At 70.8% G+C, this 20,611-nt stretch carries 16 protein-coding genes; 9 read left to right on the forward strand and 7 right to left on the reverse strand.

Annotated features, from left to right (window positions below; all coding sequences use genetic code 11):
- Positions 1–25: 25 nt before the first annotated feature.
- A complete protein-coding gene (locus YIM_RS39545; protein WP_228004307.1) occupies positions 26–2,908 on the reverse strand; it encodes an AAA family ATPase in 2,883 nt (960 codons plus the stop codon).
- A 156-nt stretch (positions 2,909–3,064) separates the two neighbouring features.
- Between YIM_RS39545 and YIM_RS39550 the strand changes: the two genes are divergently transcribed.
- A complete protein-coding gene (locus tag YIM_RS39550) occupies positions 3,065–3,328 on the forward strand; it encodes a hypothetical protein (protein WP_153035226.1) in 264 nt (87 codons plus the stop codon).
- On the forward strand, positions 3,328–5,118 hold the full coding sequence (locus tag YIM_RS39555) for a S8 family serine peptidase (RefSeq protein WP_153035227.1): 1,791 nt from the start codon (positions 3,328–3,330) through the stop codon (positions 5,116–5,118). Before YIM_RS39550 ends, YIM_RS39555 begins: the two co-directional genes overlap by 1 nt.
- Before the next feature lie 47 nt (positions 5,119–5,165).
- On the opposite strand, the gene YIM_RS39560 is transcribed toward YIM_RS39555, so the two are convergent.
- A complete protein-coding gene (locus YIM_RS39560; RefSeq protein WP_370468914.1) occupies positions 5,166–5,576 on the reverse strand; it encodes a YciI family protein in 411 nt (136 codons plus the stop codon).
- 123 nt (positions 5,577–5,699) lie between these two features.
- On the opposite strand from YIM_RS39560, the gene YIM_RS39565 reads away from it, so the two are divergent.
- Positions 5,700–6,407: an SRPBCC domain-containing protein gene (locus YIM_RS39565; RefSeq protein ID WP_153035229.1), complete on the forward strand. Its 708-nt coding sequence runs from the start codon at positions 5,700–5,702 to the stop codon at positions 6,405–6,407.
- Positions 6,408–6,629: 222 nt separating this feature from the next.
- Positions 6,630–7,001, forward strand: coding sequence for a hypothetical protein (locus YIM_RS39570; RefSeq protein WP_153035230.1), 372 nt, complete (start codon positions 6,630–6,632; stop codon positions 6,999–7,001).
- On the opposite strand, the gene YIM_RS39575 is transcribed toward YIM_RS39570, so the two are convergent.
- Positions 6,940–7,509 carry a GNAT family N-acetyltransferase gene (locus YIM_RS39575; RefSeq protein WP_153035231.1) on the reverse strand — a complete coding sequence of 190 codons (570 nt, stop codon included), beginning with the start codon at positions 7,507–7,509 and terminating at the stop codon, positions 6,940–6,942. The genes YIM_RS39570 and YIM_RS39575 overlap by 62 nt on opposite strands.
- A gap of 191 nt (positions 7,510–7,700) precedes the next feature.
- Between YIM_RS39575 and YIM_RS39580 the strand changes: the two genes are divergently transcribed.
- From YIM_RS39580 to YIM_RS39595, 4 genes are all read left to right on the forward strand, one after another.
- Positions 7,701–9,134, forward strand: coding sequence for an amino acid permease (locus YIM_RS39580; protein ID WP_153035232.1), 1,434 nt, complete (start codon positions 7,701–7,703; stop codon positions 9,132–9,134).
- A complete protein-coding gene (locus tag YIM_RS39585; protein ID WP_153035233.1) occupies positions 9,131–9,928 on the forward strand; it encodes a carbon-nitrogen hydrolase family protein in 798 nt (265 codons plus the stop codon). Before YIM_RS39580 ends, YIM_RS39585 begins: the two co-directional genes overlap by 4 nt.
- On the forward strand, positions 9,925–11,616 hold the full coding sequence (locus YIM_RS39590; RefSeq protein ID WP_153035234.1) for an NAD(P)/FAD-dependent oxidoreductase: 1,692 nt from the start codon (positions 9,925–9,927) through the stop codon (positions 11,614–11,616). The genes YIM_RS39585 and YIM_RS39590 overlap by 4 nt, the downstream gene beginning before the upstream one ends.
- Positions 11,617–11,691: 75 nt before the next feature.
- Positions 11,692–12,312: a TetR/AcrR family transcriptional regulator gene (locus YIM_RS39595; RefSeq protein WP_153035235.1), complete on the forward strand. Its 621-nt coding sequence runs from the start codon at positions 11,692–11,694 to the stop codon at positions 12,310–12,312.
- 10 nt (positions 12,313–12,322) lie between these two features.
- On the opposite strand, the gene YIM_RS39600 is transcribed toward YIM_RS39595, so the two are convergent.
- On the reverse strand, positions 12,323–13,669 hold the full coding sequence (locus tag YIM_RS39600; protein ID WP_153035236.1) for a CdaR family transcriptional regulator: 1,347 nt from the start codon (positions 13,667–13,669) through the stop codon (positions 12,323–12,325).
- A gap of 314 nt (positions 13,670–13,983) precedes the next feature.
- On the opposite strand from YIM_RS39600, the gene YIM_RS39605 reads away from it, so the two are divergent.
- Positions 13,984–14,694, forward strand: a complete 711-nt coding sequence (locus tag YIM_RS39605; RefSeq protein ID WP_153035237.1) for a SagB/ThcOx family dehydrogenase — start codon at positions 13,984–13,986, stop codon at positions 14,692–14,694.
- Here YIM_RS39605 and YIM_RS39610 read toward each other — a convergent pair.
- The 3 genes from YIM_RS39610 to YIM_RS39620 all read right to left on the reverse strand — a co-directional run bounded on the left by YIM_RS39610 (position 14,672) and on the right by YIM_RS39620 (position 20,556).
- Positions 14,672–15,517 (reverse strand): arginase family protein, encoded by an 846-nt coding sequence (locus tag YIM_RS39610; protein ID WP_153035238.1) that lies wholly within the window; start codon positions 15,515–15,517, stop codon positions 14,672–14,674. The two genes, YIM_RS39605 and YIM_RS39610, sit on opposite strands and share 23 nt — an antisense overlap.
- Before the next feature lie 115 nt (positions 15,518–15,632).
- A complete protein-coding gene (locus YIM_RS39615; protein ID WP_153035239.1) occupies positions 15,633–17,171 on the reverse strand; it encodes an adenylate/guanylate cyclase domain-containing protein in 1,539 nt (512 codons plus the stop codon).
- Positions 17,172–17,184: 13 nt separating this feature from the next.
- A complete protein-coding gene (locus YIM_RS39620; protein WP_153035240.1) occupies positions 17,185–20,556 on the reverse strand; it encodes a pyruvate carboxylase in 3,372 nt (1,123 codons plus the stop codon).
- Positions 20,557–20,611: the final 55 nt, after the last annotated feature.

A 20,611-nucleotide genomic window follows, 5' to 3' on the forward strand; every position in this document is an offset into this window, starting at 1 on the left:
TCCCGCCGGGGCGGCCTTTCGTTTTTCAGCCGACGAACTCCGAGTTCCGCAGGTCCGCCCGTGAGTGGAGATCCAGTTTCCGCAGCACGTTCGCCACGTGCTGTTCCACCGTCCGCCGGGACAGGAACAGCACTTCGGCGATCTCGCGGTTCGTCGAACCACCCGCCACCAATCGCGCCACGTCCCGCTCCCGCGGCGAAAGCTCGTTGCCGTACCCGCGCCTGCCACGCCGCGACGGCGCCACCACCCCGCTCACGCGCAACAGGTGGCGGCAGCGCGCGGCGTCCCGGGTCGCGCCGAGCGCGGTGAACTCCTCGGCCAGCGCAGCCAGTTCCCCGTCGGGGGCGGGTGACAGCTCCAGCAGCCGCACCCCGACCAGCGCCGCGTAGTAGGGGGCGGGCAGCGCGGCGTACCCGGCCCGCGCCTCGGTGAGGAATTCGACGGCCCGCGCCTGGTCTCCCCGCCGCGCCTCGACCACCCCGCGGGCTTCGGCCAGTGCCGCGTCGGCCATCGGGGTGTCCAGGCCGTCGATGGCGGCGGCGAACTCGCCGAGCAGCGCGTCCGCCGCGTCGATGCGGCCCGCCTCGCAGTAGGCGATCACGGCCGGTGGTACCAGCTCCCCCGCCCAGGACCAGACTCCCTTGCGCCGCAACAACCGCAGCCCGTCGTCGGCGGCCGCGGCGGCGCCCGCCACGTCCTCTTTGGCCAGCAGCGTGCGGATCATGCCACCGTGGGCAGCCAGTGCCACCGGGGTCACCGCGTTCTCCGCCCGCCCGATCCCGGAGTCGGCGAAGTACCTGGCCGCGCGGTCCCATTCGCCCTTGGCCACCGCCAGCGAGCCGAGCACCAGCGACAGCTCGTCGGCGACCGGCCTCAGCTCGCGGTACTCCTCGGCCAGCCGCCGTGCCCGGTCGCTGACCGAATCCCAGTCGCCGGTCAGCCAGTTCAGGTGCATCCGGGTGGCGCTGGCGATGCTGACCAGGTACGAGGCACCGCATTCGTGCGCCAGCCGGATCCCGGTGCGCAGCTGGCTTTCCGCCCGGCGCAGGTGCCCGGTCCACGCGCACGCGTCGCCGATGTTGCAGTGCGCCCTGGCCAGTTGCTGCTGCTCGGCGCGGGCCTCGGTGTGCGCGGGCAGCCTGGCCAGCAGCTCCCAGGCGCCGGGATCGCCGATGTGCAGCCGGGACGGGCCGTTGCTGGCGATCAGCGTGAGCAGCACCGCCGGATCGGTCACGTCCGCGATCAGCCCGTCCACTTTGGACATCCAGCGCAGGTGCTCGGCCACCGGGGTGGTGCCGATGAACGGCTGGGCCAGCGCGGACATGCCGCGCAGCGCCAGCGGATCGCGTTCACCCAGCTCGTGGATGGCGGTCTCGATCTCGGTGCGGCCCGACTCCTGCCCGCCCTCCTGGCGGATCAGCAGCAGGCCGAGGTTGAGCCGAACCTGGCCACGGCTGCCCTCGGCCAGCCGGTGGTCGGTGAGCAGGCCCTCCAGCACCTCGATCACCTGGTGCTGCTGGGCCACGCCGAGCACGGCGACCCGGCTGAGCTTGACCGCCAGCCGGTCCACGTCGGCGTCGGCCAGCACCCCGTCGGTGAGCAGTTCCTTGAGCAGCCCGGTGGCCGTGGACGGGTCGCCGACCTCGGCGGCTCGGTCGGCGGCGGCCTCGCCGTGACGCAGCCAGCCCGCCTGGTCACCACCGCGGCGGCTGTGCTCGGCGAGCCGGACCAGCGGGGGCGGCTCGGCGGTGGCCAGCGCCTTGGCCGCGCGCTGGTGCAGCAGCTGGCGATCCGGCCCGGCGAGCGTGCGGTAGACGGCCTGCTGCGCGAGCGTGTGCCGGAAGCCGTAGCGGCAGTGCCCGCTCTCCCGCAGCACCTGGGTGTCGAGCAGCCGCGTCAGCGCCTCGTCGGCACGGCCGGGCAGCAGCCCGGCAACCTCGGCGAGCATCTCGCGGGACGCGGGCATGCCGAGCACCGCGGCGGCGTGCGCGAGCCGCCGCGCCGGGATCGGCAGCCCGGACAGCCGCTCCAGCATGGCCTCGCGCAGCAGCGCGGGCACTTCGGCGTTGTCCAGCAAGCGTTTCGCGGTGGCGCCGTCGGAGTACACGGCCCCCTCCGCACCTCGCAGCGTGCGCAGCGTTTCCTCGACGACAAACGGGATTCCGGCCGTCCGCTCGTGCAGCAGGGCGGCGAAGTCAGGGGAAACCTCGCTCTCACCGAGAATCGCCGTGGTCAGCCGGCGCACGCCCTCGGCGTCGAACGGTGTCAGCTCGATGACCTCGCTCGACGTGCCTGGCGCCGGGCGGAAGGCGCGGCCGAGCGTGATGCCGCCGGGCAGTTCCTCGCGCCGGTAGGTCAGCAGCAGGCTCAGCCCGGGTGGCAGGTCGGCGGTGAGAAAGCGCAGCAGCTGGCGCGATCCGTCGTCGGACCAGTGCAGGTCCTCGACCACCAGCACCGCCGGTCCGAGCACCTCCAGCAGTTCCCGCACCGCGCGGAACATCCGGTGCCGCTCGGACCGCGAATCGGCGGCCTCCGGCGGTTCCGGCAGGAAGGCGGCCAGCTCGGGCAGGTACGGCCGCAGCACGCCGGTGACCGGGCTCAGCTCCGCGGTGGCCAGCTGCGCCCCCGCCTCGCGCAGCGCTTCGAGCACCACGCCGTACGGGAACGGCTCGCGCATCGGCTGGCAGTACCCGACCAGCGGCCGCCGCGCAGCCACCTCCGGCAGCCGCAGCAACTCGGTGAGCAGGCGCGTCTTGCCGATGCCCGCCTCACCTTCGAGCAGCACGACCGCGGGCGGCCGCGTCACCGCGGCGGCCAGCGCGCGCAGCTCAGCCGACCGGCCGACCAGTACGGGCGAACTGGATTCCGGCACCGCGTTCCGCGACATCACCACTCCAGGAAGCATCATCCGGACCACGATGTCCGGATCTCAGGAAGCTTAGCCCGACGGGCATTAGTTACGTACCCGTACGGACCACCGCCTCGCTTGTTCGCGCTGATCAGTCGCCTGACGCTGATCAACGGCCACCGCCACCGGGGTGGCAGAGCGGATTGGAGTGGGTGGATGCGGGCACAACACCGGGCCTGGACACGGGCCGTGGGCGACGAGGCGGTCGTTGTCCTGAAAGACGGCGTGCGCAAAGACGGGAGACCCCAGGACCACCCGGCCTGGGGCCTGGACCGGATCGATCAAGCCGCGCTGCCGCCGGGCAGGAAGCACGGTCACGACTGCAACGGCCACGGCACCTCGATGGCGACCCCGGCGCTCGTGCGGGACGTCTACGCCCACGACACCGGCTCCATCGACTCCTTCGGGGTGAGCTTCTGATGCGCGCACTGCTCGGGATCCTCGGCTCGGCAGCACTCTTGGCCGTGCTGCCGGGAACTTCGGCCGCCTCGTCGCCGGAAGGCGCGGTGGTCCAGGCCAGCGAACCGGTCTCCGGTGGTTACGTGGTCTCACTCGAGGACACCGTCTCCACGTCCACTGTGGACTCCATCGCGACGTCGCTGACCAGCCGCTACGGTGGCGACCTCAAGTCGACCTTCAGCGTGTCGATGCGCGGCTTCGCCCTGCGCGGCCTGAGCGAGGCGCAGGCCAGGCGGCTTGCCGCCGACCCGGCCGTCAAGGCCGTCTACCAGGACGGCACCGCTCGCGTGGCAGGCACCCAGCCCAACGCCACCTACGGCGTCGACCGGATCGACCAGCGAAACCTGCCGCTGGACAAGAACTACACCTACAACAACACCGCCGCCGACGTCACGGCCTACGTGCTCGACAGCGGGATCCGGTACAGCCACACGGAATTCGAGGGCCGCGCGAAGTCCGGCTACGACTTCGTGGACACCGATCCGGACGCGAACGACTGCCACGGCCACGGAACGCACGTCTCCGGCACCATCGGCGGCAAGACCTGGGGCGTGGCGAAGCAGGTCAAGCTGGTCGGGGTGAAGGTGCTCGGCTGTGGCGGCTCGGCACCGGACTCCGATTCACTGGAGGGCATCGAGTGGGTGGCGAAGAACGCGGCCAAGCCCGCGGTCGCCAACATGAGCATGACCTTCGACACCGCGGGCATCGGTGACGACGCCATGCGCGGCATGCTCCAGGCCGGGGTGGCCACGGTGGTCGCGGCGGGCAACGACAACGGCGGCAACGCGTGCGACCGCGGTCCGGCGAAGATCCCCGAGGTGCTGACCGTGGCTTCGACCGACGCGAGCGACAACCGGTCGTCGTTCTCGAACATCGGCACCTGCGTGGACCTGTTCGCGCCGGGCAGCAACATCACCTCGGCGAGCCATCTGAACGACACCGCCGGCACCGGCATGTCGGGCACTTCGATGGCCAGTCCGCACGGCGCCGGGGCGGCCGCGATGTACTTGCAGGCCAACAAGTCCGCGACCCCGGAACAGGTCAACTCGGCACTTACCTCGAACGCGACCGAGGGGGTGGTGAAGAACGCCGGCTCCGGCTCGCCGAACCGCTTGCTCTACACCGGTTTCATCGGTGGTGGCCAGCAGCCCGCGAACGACTTCTCGCTCTCGGTCAGCCCGGGATCGGTCACCGTCGAGGAGCCGGGCGGTTCCGGTTCGGTGGACGTCGGCACCCAGCTGGTGAAGGGCACGGCCGAATCGGTCGCGCTGTCGGCCACCGGGCTGCCGTCCGGCGCCACGGCCACGTTCGCGCCCACTTCGGTGACCGCCGGGGAAGGTGCCGAGCTGACCATCGCCACCGGAACGTCCACACCGGACGGTACCTACCGGATCACGGTCACCGGCAAGGCCGCTTCGGTGACCCGGACCGCCGGCGTCACGCTCGTGGTCGGCGCTCCGGCCGGTGACATCAGCGTCTCGGCTTCACCGTCCTCTGGCACCGGTGGCTTCGGCACCCAGGTGAGCACCACGATCAAGGCTTCGGGCGGGAGCGGGAACCTGACCTTCTCGGCCGGGACCCCGCCGGGTGTGTTCGCCTTCTTCAACCCGGCCACGATCGCGAGCGGCGGCAGCTCCACGCTGACCTTCTTCGTGCTCAACGCCCCGGCCGGGACGTACCCGATCACCGTCACCGCCACCAGTGCGGACGGCGCGACCGGGAGCACGGTCTACACCCTGACCACCCGGTAGCTCCACAAGGGACAGTGGCTCTCCCCGCCCGGGGGAGCCACTGTCGTTCAGGACAGGGTCATTTCCCGCAACCGCTCGTTCGCCTCGCGCAGTTCCGGGGTGAGCGCCTCGCCGAAGTCCTCGGCCTCGACCACCTGCCGCAGTTCCAGCACGGTCCGGCCGTCGCCGGGTGCCGGACACCGGCGCGCCCAGGCGATCGCCTCTTCGCGCGATTTGACCTGGATCAACCAGAAACCCGCGACCAGCTCACGCGGCTGCGGGAACGGCCCGTGCTCCACCACCGTTTCGTCCGCGGTGAGCGTGACCCTGGTGCCGCGCGAACTGGAGTGCAGCCCCTCGCCGCCGAGCAGCACGCCCGCCTTCACCAGTGCCTCGTTGTAGCTGTACATCGCGGCCAGGTCGGCTTCACCGACGGCCTCCCCGGCTTCGGTCCGTTCGTCCGACTTCATCAGGATCATGAACCGCATGGTGTCGACCTCCGTGTCCGGCGTTCTGGCGCTTTCGGGAAGGCGTCGAACCGGGGCCGCCGGGATCGACCGGAGCGTGTTGACAAGTTTTTCTTTCGGTGGGACGGTGGCCGAATGCCCCGCGAGTTCGAGATCAATCGCCAGGTCGCACTCCCGGCTACGCCAGAGCAGGTGTGGGCGGCGATCACCGCGGGCACGCCTGGCTGGATGTTCCCGACCGAGTCCGACGAGAGCGCGGAAGGCTACCGGCTGCTCGACGACCACCAGGTGCTCGACTGGTCCCCGCCGCGGCGGTACGCCCTGCGCGCAGAGCAACCGGACGGCTCGTTCAACGCGCTGGAATGGGTGATCGAAGGCCGCGCGGGCAGCACGGTGCTGCGGTTCGTGCACAGCGGCATGCTCGCCGACGCGGACTGGGACACCGAATACGACGGCGCCAGCAAGCACACCGACTTCTACCTGCACACGCTCGGGCAGTACGTCACCCACTTCCCCGGTCGCGCGGCCACCTACGTCGCCGCCGACGCGCCGGAGGCTTCGATGGCCCCGGACGGGTTCACCCGGTTGCTGAAGGCGCTGGGTGTTCGCGAAACCGGGGACAAGCTGGAAGTGGGATTGGCGGGCGAACCGCGGACCGCCGTGGTCGACCACCTCAACGAGTGGTTCCTCGGGCTGCGCACCGACGACGCGCTGTACCGCGTCTTCGGCCGCAACACCTGGGGCGGCCCGGTCGGGGTGAGCCTGCACCTGTTCTCCCGCGACGCGAACGCCGAAAGCAGCGGCAAGGCACTACAAGCCTGGCTGGACACCGTGTACCGCTAAGCAGTGTTTACAAGCGGCGGAGCCGCTTGCTGCGGGCCGCCAGCTTGCACCGGCGCGGGTTCTCAGGTGTCTTCTCGTGAGGACAGCTTCACCGTGATGAATCGGTTACCCGCGCCGCCACGCAAACACTCGCTAGGGGTGGCCAGCGCCACAAGGCTGATGCCGTCACGCTTTCGTGGCGGGCGCGTCCCACTTCCGACGCACACGTCGGGAAGGGGACAGATGACCACCGCGCACGCCACCCCCGAGGACTACGCGCACTCGCGCGCGCTGCCCGCGCCGCCCGAGGGCATCGAGCCCACGCTGAGCAAGGCATCGGCACTGGTGGACGGCCTGCTGATGACGGCGACGTACACACCGCCCCGCCCCGGTGGCCCGATCGCGCGCCGCGCGTTGTGTGAAGCCACCTGTGCCACCGTCGCCTGGTGGTCGCACCACGCGGGACCGGCACCGCGGCGCTACGACACGATGGCGCAGGTCCGGTCGAGCGGTTCGCAGGTGGCCAGGGTCGGTCCGGAGGCCGTCCGCATTCTCACCGCGGCGGGTCTGCTGGGAGATCCGCCGGTGCGGCACTGGGGTGCGGCCTGGCGGTGACCTCGCCGGAATCGCCCGAATCACCGAAGTCGCAGTACATGATGTGCAGGCCGACGCGCCCCAGTTCCGGGTGCGCGAACGCGCCGGGCACGGTGCCGACGATCTCGAACCCGAGCCGCTGGTAGATCTCCACCGCGGAGGTGTTCGACTCCGCCACGGCGTTGAACTGCATCCCGGCGAAGCCCTGCTCCCTCGCCCAGGCCAGCACGTACCGGCACAGCTCGGTCCCGACGCCCTTGCCGCGCACCGCGGCGTCGACCATCAGGCTCGCGGTGGCCACGTGCGCGCCGGGCCCTTCGCGGTTGGCGCCCATCTTCGCGGTCCCGAGCACCCGGCCGTCTTCCACGGCGACGACGGTCCGGGCCGGCGGGCGCTCGATCCAGGCGTCGTGGGCTTCGTCGGCGGTCATGTCCGGGTCGTAGGTGTAGGTGTCCGCCTTCCGCACGACTTCCCGCACGATCGGCCACACCTGCGGCCAGTCGGCTTCGGCGAACTCACGGATCTGCACGGTGTTCCCCTGTTCGGCGGCGCGGCTGTCCCGGCCCGAGCATGCCGCCGGGTTCGTTGTCGATCAACCGTTTTATGGAGCAATGAAGCGTCACACATGTGGGCTTGAGTGCAATGAATCGTCGACTGAGACGGGGAACACACAATGATCGCCTGTTTCGAGGCTCAGGAACGACCGATAGCGTGTGGCCGATGAGCCAGCGATCCGATCATTCCAGCACAGGGTTGCGCGCCGCGCTGGTGCGCCGCAAACCCGTGGACGTCCTGCTCGCCGAGGGCGGCCACGGCGAGGGCGGCACGCTCCGGCGCACCCTCGGGCTGAGCCAGCTCACCATGCTCAGCATCGGCGCGACACTGGGCAGCGGGATCTTCGTCATCCTCGGCGAGGCCGTGCCGGTGGCGGGCCCGGCCGTGGTGCTGTCGTTCGTGCTGGCCGGGATCACCGCGTTGTTCTCCGCGCTGTCCTACGCCGAGCTGGCCGGAATGATCCCGCTGTCCGGTTCGTCCTACACCTACGCCTACGCCACCCTCGGCGAGCTGGTCGCCTGGGTCTGCGGCTGGTGCCTGGTGCTGGAATACGGCGTCTCGGTGGCGTCGGTCGCCGTCGGCTGGGGGCAGTACATCAACGAACTGCTCGACCTCACCCTCGGCGTGACGATTCCCGCCGCGCTGAGCAGCCCGCCCGGCGACGGCGGTGTGGTCAACCTGCCCGCGATCGTGATCGTGCTGCTGGCGATGGTGCTGCTGCTGGCCGGGGCGAAGGAGAGCGCGCGGGCGAACGCGGTGATGGTCGTGGTCAAGGTGGCCACCCTGGTGCTGTTCTGCTTCATCGCCTTCAGCGCGGTGGAAGCCGGGAACTTCAGCCCGTTCCTGCCGCTCGGCCTGGCCGGGATGAGCGCGGGCGCGGCGAAGTTGTTCTTCTCCTACATCGGTTTCGACGCCGCGTCGACCGCGGGCGAGGAGGCGAAGAACCCGCAGCGGGACCTGCCGCGCGCCATCCTGCTCTCCCTCGGCATCGTCACCCTGCTCTACTGCCTGGTCGCGCTCGCCGCGGTCGGCGCGCTGAACTGGACCGGGTTCGAAGGCTCCGAGGCCGCGCTGTCCCACGTGGTGACCACCGTGCTGGGCAACAAGCTCTGGGCCGCGCTGCTGGCCGCCGGCGCGCTGGTGGCCATCTCCAGCGTGGTGCTCACGGTCCTGTATGGACAGACGCGCATCCTGTTCGCCATGTCGCGCGACGGGCTCGTCCCGCGAGCACTGTCCAAGGTGGACGCCAAAACCGGCAGCCCGCGGATCAACACGCTGGTGGTGTCCGGTTTTGTCGCCGCGCTGGCCGCGTTCGTCCCGCTCGGCAACCTGGCCGACGCGACCAGCATCGGCACGCTCTTCGCGTTCGGCCTGGTCAACGTGGCCGTGCTGGTGCTGCGCCGCAGTCGCCCGGAGATGCCACGCACCTTCCGCGTTCCGCTCTCCCCGGTCACGCCGCTGCTGGGCGTGCTCTGCTGCGCGTACATGATGTTCAGCCTCGACGTCGCCACCTGGCTCACCTTCGCCGGCTGGATGCTGTTCGGCCTGGTGCTGTACTTCGCCTACGGCATCCGCCGCTCGAAACTGGCGAGCTCATGATCGTCGCGGTGTTCCAGGGACCGGCCGGGGGCGCGGACTTCCTGTCCGCGCTGGCCGACGCGGCGGCACGCGCGAATGGCGCCGATCTGTTGATCTGCCCGGAAATGGCGACCACCGGGTACAACATCGGTGAGGCCGCCGAGGATCTCGCCGAGCAGGCCGACGGCCCCACCGCCCACCGGGTCGCGGCCCTCTGCCGCGAGCACCGGATCGCGATCGCCTACGGCTACCCGGAACGCGACCTCGGGACCGTCCACAACAGCGTCCAGCTGATCGACGCGAACGGCCGGACGCTGGCCAACTACCGGAAAACGCACCTGTTCGGCGATCTCGACAAAGCGCACTTCTCCCCCGGCGACCGGGCGGTGGTGCAGGCCAGGCTCGGTGAACTGACCGTCGGCCTGCTCATCTGCTACGACGTCGAATTCCCCGAAATGGTGCGGGCGCACGCGCTGGCCGGGACCGAACTGCTCGTGGTGCCGACCGCGTTGATGCGCCCCTTCGAGATCGTCGCCGACGTGGTGGTACCCGCCCGCGCCTACGAGAGCCAGGTGTTCCTGGCCTACGCCAACCGATGCGACGTCGAAGGCGAACTGGACTACTGCGGCCGCAGCGTGGTGATGGCGCCGGACGGCACCGAACTCGCGCGCGCCGGATCCGGCGAGGAACTGCTGCGGGCCACGGTCGACCCGGCGCGGCTGACCGCGTCCCGCCGGGAGAACACGCACTTGGCCGACCGGCGACCGGAACTGTACAAAAAGCTCGAGTTGTCCGAAAGGGAGCCAGAAGCATGACCTCCGCCGTGCCCACCGCGATCCACACCCCGGAACCCCCGGGCGGGCCGATCACGATGTTCGGGCCGGACTTCCCCTTCGCCTACGACGACTACCTGGCCCACCCCGCCGGACTCGGTTCGGTGCCGCCCGAGCACCACGGCCGCGAGGTGGCGGTGATCGGCGGTGGGCTGTCCGGGCTGGTCACCGCCTACGAGCTGATGAAGCTGGGCCTGCGCCCGGTGGTCTACGAAGCCGACCAGCTCGGCGGGCGGCTGCGCACGGTCGGGTTCGACGGCTGTCCGTCCGATGTGGTCGCCGAGATGGGCGCGATGCGGTTCCCGCCGTCGTCGACCTCCCTGTTCCACTACATCGACAAGGTCGGCCTGAGCACCAGGGAATTCCCGAACCCGCTGGCGCCGGGCACGCCGAGCACGGTGGTGGACCTCAAGGGGCGGACGCACTACGCCACCTCACCCGCCGACCTGCCGGACGTCTTCGGTGAGGTTTCCGCCGCCTGGCACGCCACGCTCGACCACCACGCCGCGTTCGGCGAGATGCAGGACGCGATCCGGCGCCGCGATGTCAAGCGCATCAAGGACATCTGGAACGAGCTGGTGCCGAAACTGGACAACCAGACGTTCTACGGCTTCCTCTGCGACTCCCCCGCCTTCGCCTCCTTCCGCCACCGGGAGATCTTCGGGCAGGTCGGGTTCGGCACCGGCGGCTGGGACACCGACTTCCCGAACTCCATCCTGGAAATCCTCCGAGTGGTCTACACCGGTGCCGACGACGAGCACCGGAGCATCGTCGGCGGCAGCCAGCAACTGCCGCTGCGGTTGTGGGACCGCGTCCCGGCGCGGATGGCGCACTGGCCCGCCGGGACCAGCCTGCGCTCACTGCACGGCGGCGCCCCACGGCCCGGCGTCGCGCGGCTGCACCGGACGGCGCCCAACAACATCACCGTGACCGACACGCGCGGGAGCATCCGCACGTTCCCGGCGGCGGTGTTCACCGCGCAGAGCTGGATGCTGCTGGCGAAGATCTCCTGCGACGAGTCGCTGTTCCCGATCGACCACTGGACCGCGATCGAGCGCACGCACTACATGGAGTCCTCGAAGGTCTTCGTGCCGGTGGACCGGCCGTTCTGGCGCGACCCCGATCCGGTCACCGGGCGCGACACGATGAGCATGACGCTCACCGACCGGATGACCCGCGGCACCTACCTGCTCGACTCCGGGCCGGATTCGCCAGCGGTGATCTGCCTTTCCTACACCTGGGCCGACGATTCGCTGAAGTGGCTGCCGCTCTCGGCCACCGAACGGGTGGAGGTGATGCTGCAATCGCTGCGGGAAATCTACCCGGGCGTGGACGTGCGGCGGCACATCATCGGCGATCCGGTGACCGTGTCGTGGGAGGCCGAACCGCATTTCATGGGCGCGTTCAAGGCGAACCTGCCCGGCCACTACCGCTATCAGGAACGGCTGTTCACCCATTTCATGCAGGACCGGCTGCCGGAGCGCTACCGGGGGTTGTTCCTGGCCGGCGACGACGTGTCGTGGACGGCGGGCTGGGCCGAGGGCGCGGTGCAGACCGCGTTGAACGCCGTGTGGGGCGTGCTGCACCACTTCGGCGGGCACACCGATCCGGACAACCCCGGCCCCGGTGACCTCTTCGACGAAATCGCGCCGGTGGTGCTGCCGGACTGAAATGGTGGGCGTTACCGGGCGGTAGCAGGGTTGTGCCGCGGGTAAGCGCGGGCGGTTCGTGCGAAAATGCCGGACATGAGCACCGAGCCCGCACCGAAGTGGCGAAGACTGGAACCGGACGCCAGGAAGGAACAGATCTTCGACTGCGCGGCGGAGCTGTTCGGCCAGCGACCGTACGCCGAAGTGTCCACTTCGGACATCGCAGCCGAGGCGGGCGTGGCCAGGGGCTTGATCAACCACTATTTCGGCACCAAGCGGGAGCTGTACCTGGCGGTGATCCGGCGGGCGCTGACGGTGCCGCACTTCGCCGTGGAGATCCTGCCGGAAGGCACGCTGGAGCAGCGCGTCGACGCGGCGGTGTCGTGGTTCCTCGACATGGTCGGGCGGCAGGAGAACCTGTGGCTGGCCGCGATCGCGCCCGAGGGCATCGGGCGGGACCTGGCGGTCGAGCAGATCCTCGAGGAGGCGGACCGCGAATCCGCGGACAGGGTGCTCGAAGCGGTCGACATCACCGCCGACGATCCACACCACAGCGAGCTGAACGCACTGGTGCGGGCGTACGGCGGCATGGTCAAGGCGGCGGGGCGGGAGTGGCTGGTGCGCGGCGCGCTGACCCGCGAGCAGGTGCACACGCTGCTCACGAAGACCCTGCTCACCCTGGTGAACGACGTCTTCGACGGGATCCGCGCGACCTAGGCCTGCGGGCTCAGGCCGGTGAGCGGCGGGTGCGGGGCGTGCCCGGCGGCGGCGTGGCCGGGGCGTTCTGCGCGGTGCGCGGGACGGGCATCACCTCGGCCAGGCGATAACGCGCCCACGAGCCGTTCGGGCCGTCGCCGGTCTCGCGGGTGTCCCGGGGCAGGCCCGGCCTCGGCTCGCTGCGGAGGATGAGTTCCATTTCGAAGCGGGCGTCCGGGTCGTCCAGGCTGGCGCCGAAGGTGGCCTGCAGCTGGCGCATCCGGTACCGCACGGTCTGCGGGTGCACCTTGAGCCGCTCGGCGATCTCCAGCACGTTGCCCTGCGCGTCGAGCCAGGCCCGCAACGTCTCGGTGAGCCTGCCGCGCTGTTTGTCGGTCATGCCCCGCAGCGGCGCGAAGTGCCGTTCACGCAGTTGCGCGATCAGGCCTTCGTCGGAGTGCAGCAGCACGGTGGCCAGGTGTTCCTCGGCCCGGATCAGCCGTCGCGCCGGGAGCAGGCCCTCACCGGTCAGCGCCAGCGCGCGACGGGCCCAGCGCAGCGAGTCCGCGGCCGCTTCGAGCGGGACCGCCGGGCCGGCCGAGAGCCGGTAGCCGGGCAGGGCGTTCTGGATCGCCGAAAGCCGGGCGTCGACCGGCTCGCCGGGCACCAGCAGCAGCGGCTCGGGCGCGTCCAGTTCGGCGAGCACGTCCTCGTCCAGCGACGGCATCCGTCTCGACACCCCGCCGGGCGTGCGCACGGCCACCGCGAACAACTTCGCGGGCAGCATCCAGCCGGTGAGCTGGGCCAGTTCGGCGATGGCCTCGCGTGGCGGCTGCGGGCGTTCCAGGATCAGCTGCAGGAGCCGCCGTCGCCAGGTCTCCAGCGCGCCCGCCGAGCAGGCCTTGGCCTCCAGGTACCCGTCCAGCGCGATCGAGGCCAGCTCGTCCATGAACGCGAACATCGCGTCGGCCAGCTCCGACATCACCGCCGACGACAGCCCCGCGCGCCGCCCGACGAGCATGATCCGGCGCCAGGCGACCCTGGCCCCGACCCGGTAGGCGGCCTGCAGCGTGTCCAGGCTGCGGCCCTCGCGCATCTCGAGCTGGCCGAGCTTGCGGTGGACGTCGAGCAGTTCCTCCTTGATCGAACCGGGATCGGCGATCTGGTCGACGAACAGCGACATCGCGCAGTCCACCCCGGCGCGGATGGAACGGCCGTACGGGCCGTCGAGCGGACGGCCGTACTCGGGAATGACAGTGCGTATCTCTTCGACGATCTGCCCGCCGAGCGTCGGTAGTTCCGGGCGCAGGATCTCGGCCAGCCGCCGGGGAAGTACCGGGCGGGTTTCCACCGAGTTCAGCCCGCGCTCGACCGTCATCGCAGCTCCTTTGCTCCGCTCGTTCCCCACCGCGCGCCCCCGCCGGGGCGTCGACGCACTGCGGGGTGACGTCGAGCACATCGGAAAAGTAACCCCAAACGTGTCACCTCCCGCAGAAGAAACCGATTTCTTGTCATCCGGGTGACAAAATCACCGCGACCCGCTGTCGCCGACTGACAATTACCGGCAGGTCAGCGGCCCCGCGGGCGGCTTTCACACCACGCGGCCACCGAAGTGACACCACGGTCCGTGAAACTTGGGCCAAAGATCGTCTGGCGTACGGCCGAACGGGTGCAATCGACTATGTTGGGCGAATGGCGGACGCGCTCTCCTCGGCGAAGGCCGTGCACGCGATGCTGAACGGGCAGTCCGAGGACACCCGTGACCGGCCCGTGCAGCCGAACGGGCACCGGATCCCGTTGCCCGACCTCGAGCCGCCCCGGGCGGACCTGGTCGGCACGCTGGTGCAACGCCGGTCCGCGGCCAAGTTCGCCGACCGGCCGCTCGACATGGCCGCGCTCAGCGCGCTGCTGCGCTTCGCGCTCGGTGTGCAGCGGTTCGTGCAGGCACAGGGAGTGGACAAGCACCCGCTCGGCATGGCGCCCAGCGCCGGTGGCCTGCTCTGCCTGCGGGCCTACCTGCTGGTCCGCCAGGCCGACGGGGTGCCCCCCGGCATCTACCGCTACGAGTCGGTCTCGCACCAGCTGATCGAGATCGGCGCCGGCGACCCGACCGAGCGGCTGACCGAGGTCTTCCTCCAGCCGGAGTTCGCCTCCAACGCGCCGGTGAGCATCGCGCTGACCGCGCGGCTGGACGTGGCCTTCACCCAGTACCCGCTGCGGCACTACCGCACGCTGCACGTGGACGCCGGGGTGGCGGTGCAGAACCTCTACACCATCGGCACCGCGCTGGGGCTGGCCTGCTGCGCGATCTCCGCCTTCGACGACCGCGCGCTCGGTTCGCTGCTGTGCCTGCCCGATTCGGAGATCGCCACCATGCTGTTCAGCGTGGGGCAGAAGGCCTGACCAGCACCTCACCGATCGCTTCCAGGACCGGGACCAGCTTGCGCAGTTCGTCCCGGTCGGCGGTGACGCATTCGGTGATCGCCGCGCCGACCACCTCGAACTCGCCGAGCGAACGGATCGCGTCGACCAGTTCGGGCACGCTCAGGCCGTCGGGCTCGGGGTAGTTGAGCCCGTCGAACTCGGCCGGGTCGAGCACGTCGAGATCGAGGTGCAGGTAGACGGACTCGGCGCCGCTCTCGCGCAGGCGCGCGGGGAGGCCGGCGGCCGGGGCGAGGGTGGCCAGTCCGCGGTCGATGGCTTCCTGCTCGGCCGGGTCGATCGAGCGGGTGCCGACCAGGACCGCGCGGCCGGGTTCCAGCACGGGCGAGGCGGCGAACTCGGGGTCGCCCTCGCCGAACAGCGAGCGCAGGACCATGCCGTGGTAGGCACCCGACGGGGAGGTCTCGGCGGTGTTGAGATCGGGGTGCGCGTCGAAGTAGGCCACGCCGAGCCCGGCGCCGTGGCGGAAGCGGGCCACGCCGATCGGCGCCAGTTCGACCGCGCAGTCACCGCCGATGGTGAGCACCTTGGCCTCGGGCGCCTCCAACGCGGCGAGCTGCCCGGCGCGATTACGCACCAGCGCGGCACGATTGGCGATCCCGTCCACTTTGGCGGAATCGGCGGACGGGTCGGAAGGATCGGCGGGCGGGTCGACGGGAACCTCCGTGGCGAGCACACCAAGCACCTCGGCGGCCAGTGCCCCGAGCGCCCGCGCCCCGTCCGCGAGCTGGTCGGCGCGCGGGGTCAGCGCGCCCTGGGTCTGGGGAACAACGTGAATGCGCACGCCGCCAAGGTAACCGCCACCAGCTGGGTGGGGCGCGGCATTTCTGCTCCACTCACACCAGCCCGCCTCCGCGAGGCCGCGGCAACCCTGGTCGGCGCGGTCCGGCCACACCACCTCAGCGGGGTGCGGCAATCCTCGTCGGCTCGGTTCGGCCTCGTAGGACTGTCTCGTCGATCTGGTGCCAGCAGGCGGCTTCCGCCTCCGCCGCGGCCTCCACCGCGGCCATCGAGGCGACCACCCGCCCCGGCACCGACTTGGCCAGTTCGGTCAAGCGCGCCGCCTCGTTCACCGGGTCGCCGATCACCGTGTACTCGAACCGGCTCTCGTGCCCGATGTTGCCCGCCACCGCCTGCCCGGCCGCGACCCCGATGCCCGCCTGGCACTCGGGCACCTCTGCAGTCAGGCGACCGGCCATCTCCCGCGCGGCGGCCAGTGCCTGCCCCGGCGAGTCCGGCTGGTCCGCCGGCGCGCCGAAAACGGCCAGTGCCGCGTCACCCTCGAACTTGTTCACGAAACCGTCGTGCGCGTGGACCGCCGAGACGACCACCGCGAAGAACCGGTTGAGCAGGTCGACCACCTCACCGGGCGGCCGGGTGGCGGCGAGCGTGGTCGAGCCGATGACGTCGACGAAGAGCACCGCCACCTCGCGCACCTCGCCACCCAGCCCGGCCTGACGCTCCAGTGCCTCGGCGGCGACCTCGTGGCCGACGTGCCTGCCGAACAGGTCCCGGATGCGCTCGCGTTCACGCAGACCGCCGACCATCCGGTTGAACCCGGACTGCAACTGCCCCAGCTCGGTGCCGTCGAACACGGTGACCTCGGTGTCCAGCTGCCCCTTCTCCACCCTGGCCAGCGCGGCGCGCACCGTCCGCACCGGCGCCGCGGTGGCCCGCGCGGTCAGCGTGACCAGCAGGAAGCCGAACACCCCGATCACCGCGCCGAGCACCAGGATCGCCACCGACAGCTGGGTACTCGTGACGTCCTCGCGGATCAGCGCGAACACCGCCACCAGCATCAGCCCGAGCACCGGCAGCCCGGTCCCGAGCAGCCACGCCAGCAGCATCCGCACGGTGATCCCGGCGGTCACCCGGCGGCGCATCGGCGGCCCGGTGGAGAGCACCCGCGCGGCCACCGGGCGCAACGAGAACTCGCTGAGCAGATAGGAGTTCGCGCAGACCACGATGCCGCCGAAGGCCACCGTGAAGCCGACCTTGAACGCCGCGCCGGGCAGTTCGATCGCGGTCACCGTGGTGAACAGCAGCAGCGCACCGATCCAGAAGACCGCCTGCACGCGGGCCAGCCGGATCGGCACGCTCAGGGCCGCGCGCCGCTCACGCTGACTGGGTGTGCGGCCCTCGAACACCCAGCTCAGCGTCCGCACCGCGCGCCTGCGCCCCCAGACCACCCCGACCAGCAGGGACAGTCCGACGTACACCGGCAGCACCACGGCCTGCCAGAACACCAGGTCCGGGGAGAACACGCTGGGGCCCGGAATGACCAGTACCACCAGCGCGATCACCACCACCGCGCCGATCACGTTCGCCAGCACGATGGAGGTGATCAGCAGCAGGTTCAGGCGCACCCGCAGGACGGTGTCCCGCTGGTCGGCCGAGCCGAGCAGCCAGGAGCCCAGCGGGCGCGCCGTGGTCGTCACCTGGCGGGTCCGGTCAGTCCAGCACGACGAGCAGGTCGCCGCCTTCCACCTGCTGCACCGAGGTGATCGCCAGCCTGCCGACCTTGCCACCGCTGGGCGCGGTGATCGCGGCCTCCATCTTCATCGCCTCGATGGTCGCCACGGTCGCGCCGGCGGCCACCTCGTCGCCCTCGCTCACCGACAGCGTGACCACCCCGGCGAACGGCGCGGCGACGTGCTTCGGATTGCCCTTGTCGGCCTTCTCGGTGGCAGGGATGTCCGAGGCGATCGACGTGTCGCGGACCTGGATCGGCCGGATCTGCCCGTTCAGGCTGGACATCACCGTGCGCATGCCGCGCTCGTCGGCCTCGCCGATGGCCTCCAGCTCGATCAGCAGCCGCACGCCCGGCTCCAGGTCGACCTGGTACTCCTCGCCCGGCCGCAGGCCGTAGAAGAAGTCCTTGCTCGGCAGCACGCTGGTGTCGCCGTAGGCCGCGCGGTGGTTCTCGAACTCCTTGGTGGGCCCGGGGAACAGCAGCCGGTTGAGCGTGCGGCGCGGTTCCTTCGCCAGCTGCTCGCGGTCCTCTTCGGACAGTTCGGCCACCGGCTTGGCCTCGGCGCGGCCCTCCAGCGCCTTGGTGCGGAACGGTTCCGGCCAGCCGCCGGGCGGGTCGCCCAGCTCACCGCGCAGGAAGCCGATCACCGAGTCCGGGATGTCGAACTTGCTCGGGTCCGCCTCGAAGTCGGCCGGCGAGACCCCGGCGCCGACCAGGTGCAGCGCCAGGTCACCGACCACCTTCGAGGACGGGGTGACCTTGACCAGGTGACCGAGGATCTTGTCGGCCGCGGCGTACATCACCTCGATGTCCTCGAAGCGGTCGCCGAGGCCCAGCGCGACCGCCTGGGTGCGCAGGTTGGACAGCTGGCCACCGGGGATCTCGTGGTGGTAGACCCGGCCGGTCGGCGAGGCGAGCCCGGCCTCGAACGGCGCGTAGACCTTGCGCACGGCCTCCCAGTACGGCTCCAGGTCCCCGATCGCCCCCAGGTCGAGGCCGGTCGGACGCGCCGAGTAGTCGGTCGCGGCGACCAGCGCGGACAGCGACGGCTGCGACGTGGTGCCCGCCATCGACGCCACCGCGCCGTCCACCGCGTCCGCCCCCGCGTTGATCGCGGCCAGGTAGGTGGCCAGCTGACCGCCGGGGGTGTCGTGCGTGTGGATGTGCACCGGCAGGTCGAATTCCTTGCGCAGCGCGGTGACCAGCTTGGCCGCGGCCGGTGCCCGCAGCAGCCCGGCCATGTCCTTGATGGCCAGGATGTGCGCGCCCGCGCCGACGATCTGCTCCGCCAGCTTGAGGTAGTAGTCCAATGTGTACAGCTTCTCCGACGGGTCGGAGAGGTCCGAGGTGTAGCAGAGCGCGACCTCCGCCACGGACGGGGTTTCGCGCACCGCCTCGATCGCGGGCCGCATCTGCTCGACGTCGTTGAGCGCGTCGAAGATGCGGAAGATGTCGATGCCGGTGGCCGAGGCCTCCTGCACGAACGCGTTGGTCACCTCGGTCGGGTAGGGCGTGTAACCGACCGTGTTCCGCCCGCGCAGCAGCATCTGGAGGCAGATGTTCGGTACCGCCTCGCGCAACGCGGCCAGCCGCTCCCACGGGTCCTCGGCGAGGAACCGCAGCGCGACGTCGTAGGTGGCGCCGCCCCAGCACTCCAGCGAAAGCAGTTCGGGCAGGGTGCGCGCGACCACCGGGGCCACCGCCAGCAGGTCCTTCGACCGCACGCGGGTGGCCAGCAGCGACTGGTGCGCGTCGCGGAAGGTGGTGTCGGTGACGCCGATGTTCGGCGACTCCCGCAGCCAGCGGGCGAACCCGGCCGGGCCCAGCTCGACCAGCTTCTGCTTCGACCCGGGCGCCGGGTCGTGTTCGGGCAGCGCGGGCAGCTTCTGCGACGGGTTGATCGACCGCGGCCGCTCGCCGTTCGGCTTGTTCACCGTGACATCGGCCAGGTAGGTGAGCAGCCGGGTACCGCGGTCGGCGGAGTGCCGCGCGGTCAGCAGGTGCGGGCGCTCGTCGATGAACGAGGTGGTGACGCGGCCCTGCCGGAAGTCCTCGTCGTCGAGCACCGCCTGCAGGAACGGGATGTTCGTGGCCACCCCGCGGATGCGGAACTCGGCCACCGCGCGGCGGGCGCGGCCGACCGCGGTCTTGAAGTCGCGCCCGCGGCAGCTCAGCTTCACCAGCAGCGAGTCGAAGTGCGCGCTGATCTCGGTCCCGGCGAAGGCGGTGCCGCCGTCGAGCCGGATGCCCGAGCCGCCGGGAGAGCGGTAGGCGCTGATCATGCCGGTGTCCGGGCGGAAGCCGTTGGCCGGATCCTCGGTGGTGATCCGGCACTGGAGCGCGGCCCCGCGCAGGTAGATCTTGTCCTGGGACAGGCCTAGGTCGGCCAGCGTCTCCCCGGCCGCGATGCGCAGCTGCGACTGCACCAGGTCGACGTCGGTGACCTCCTCGGTGACCGTGTGCTCGACCTGGATGCGCGGGTTCATCTCGATGAACACGTGCTTGCCTTCGCGGTCGAGCAGGAACTCGACGGTGCCGGCGTTGCGGTAGCCGATCTTCTTGGCGAAGTTGACCGCGTCCGCGCAGATCCGGTCCCGCAGTTCGGACGGCAGGTTCGGCGCCGGGGCCAGCTCGACCACCTTCTGGTGCCGCCGCTGCACCGAGCAGTCGCGCTCGTAGAGGTGCACCACGTTGCCCTCGCCGTCGGCGAGGATCTGCACCTCGATGTGCCGCGGCTCGACGACCGCCTTCTCCAGGAACACGGTCGGGTCGCCGAAGGCCGACTCGGCCTCCCTGGCCGCCGCCTCGATCGACTCGCGGAGCGTGGCCGGGTCCTCGACGCGGCGCATGCCGCGGCCGCCACCACCGGCGACGGCCTTGACGAACACCGGGAAGCCCAGCTCCTCGGCGGCCGCCACCAGGGCGTCGATGTCCGAGGACGGCTCGGAGGAACCGAGCACGGGCACCCCGGCCTCGCGCGCGGCGGCCACCGCGCGTGCCTTGTTGCCGGTCAGCTCGAGGATGTCCGCGCTCGGCCCGACGAAGGTGATGCCCGCTTCCTCACAGGCCCGCGCCAGATCCGGGTTCTCCGACAGGAAGCCGTACCCGGGGTAGACCGCGTCGGCGCCGGCCTTCTTCGCGGCGCGCACGATCTCCTCGACGGAGAGGTAGGCGCGCACGGGGTGCCCCGGCTCGCCGATCTCATGCGCTTCGTCGGCCTTGAGCCGGTGCAGCGAGTTGCGGTCCTCGTGCGGGAAGACGGCGACGGTACCGGCGCCGAGTTCGTAGCCGGCCCGGAACGCCCGGATCGCGATCTCACCGCGGTTGGCGACGAGCACCTTGCGGAACATGCCCCGGTCCTTCCTGTTTACGGATCGGTAGGTCGGTCCAGGCACGTTACCGTGT

The organism is Amycolatopsis sp. YIM 10, from assembly GCF_009429145.1.
Classification (GTDB): domain Bacteria; phylum Actinomycetota; class Actinomycetes; order Mycobacteriales; family Pseudonocardiaceae; genus Amycolatopsis.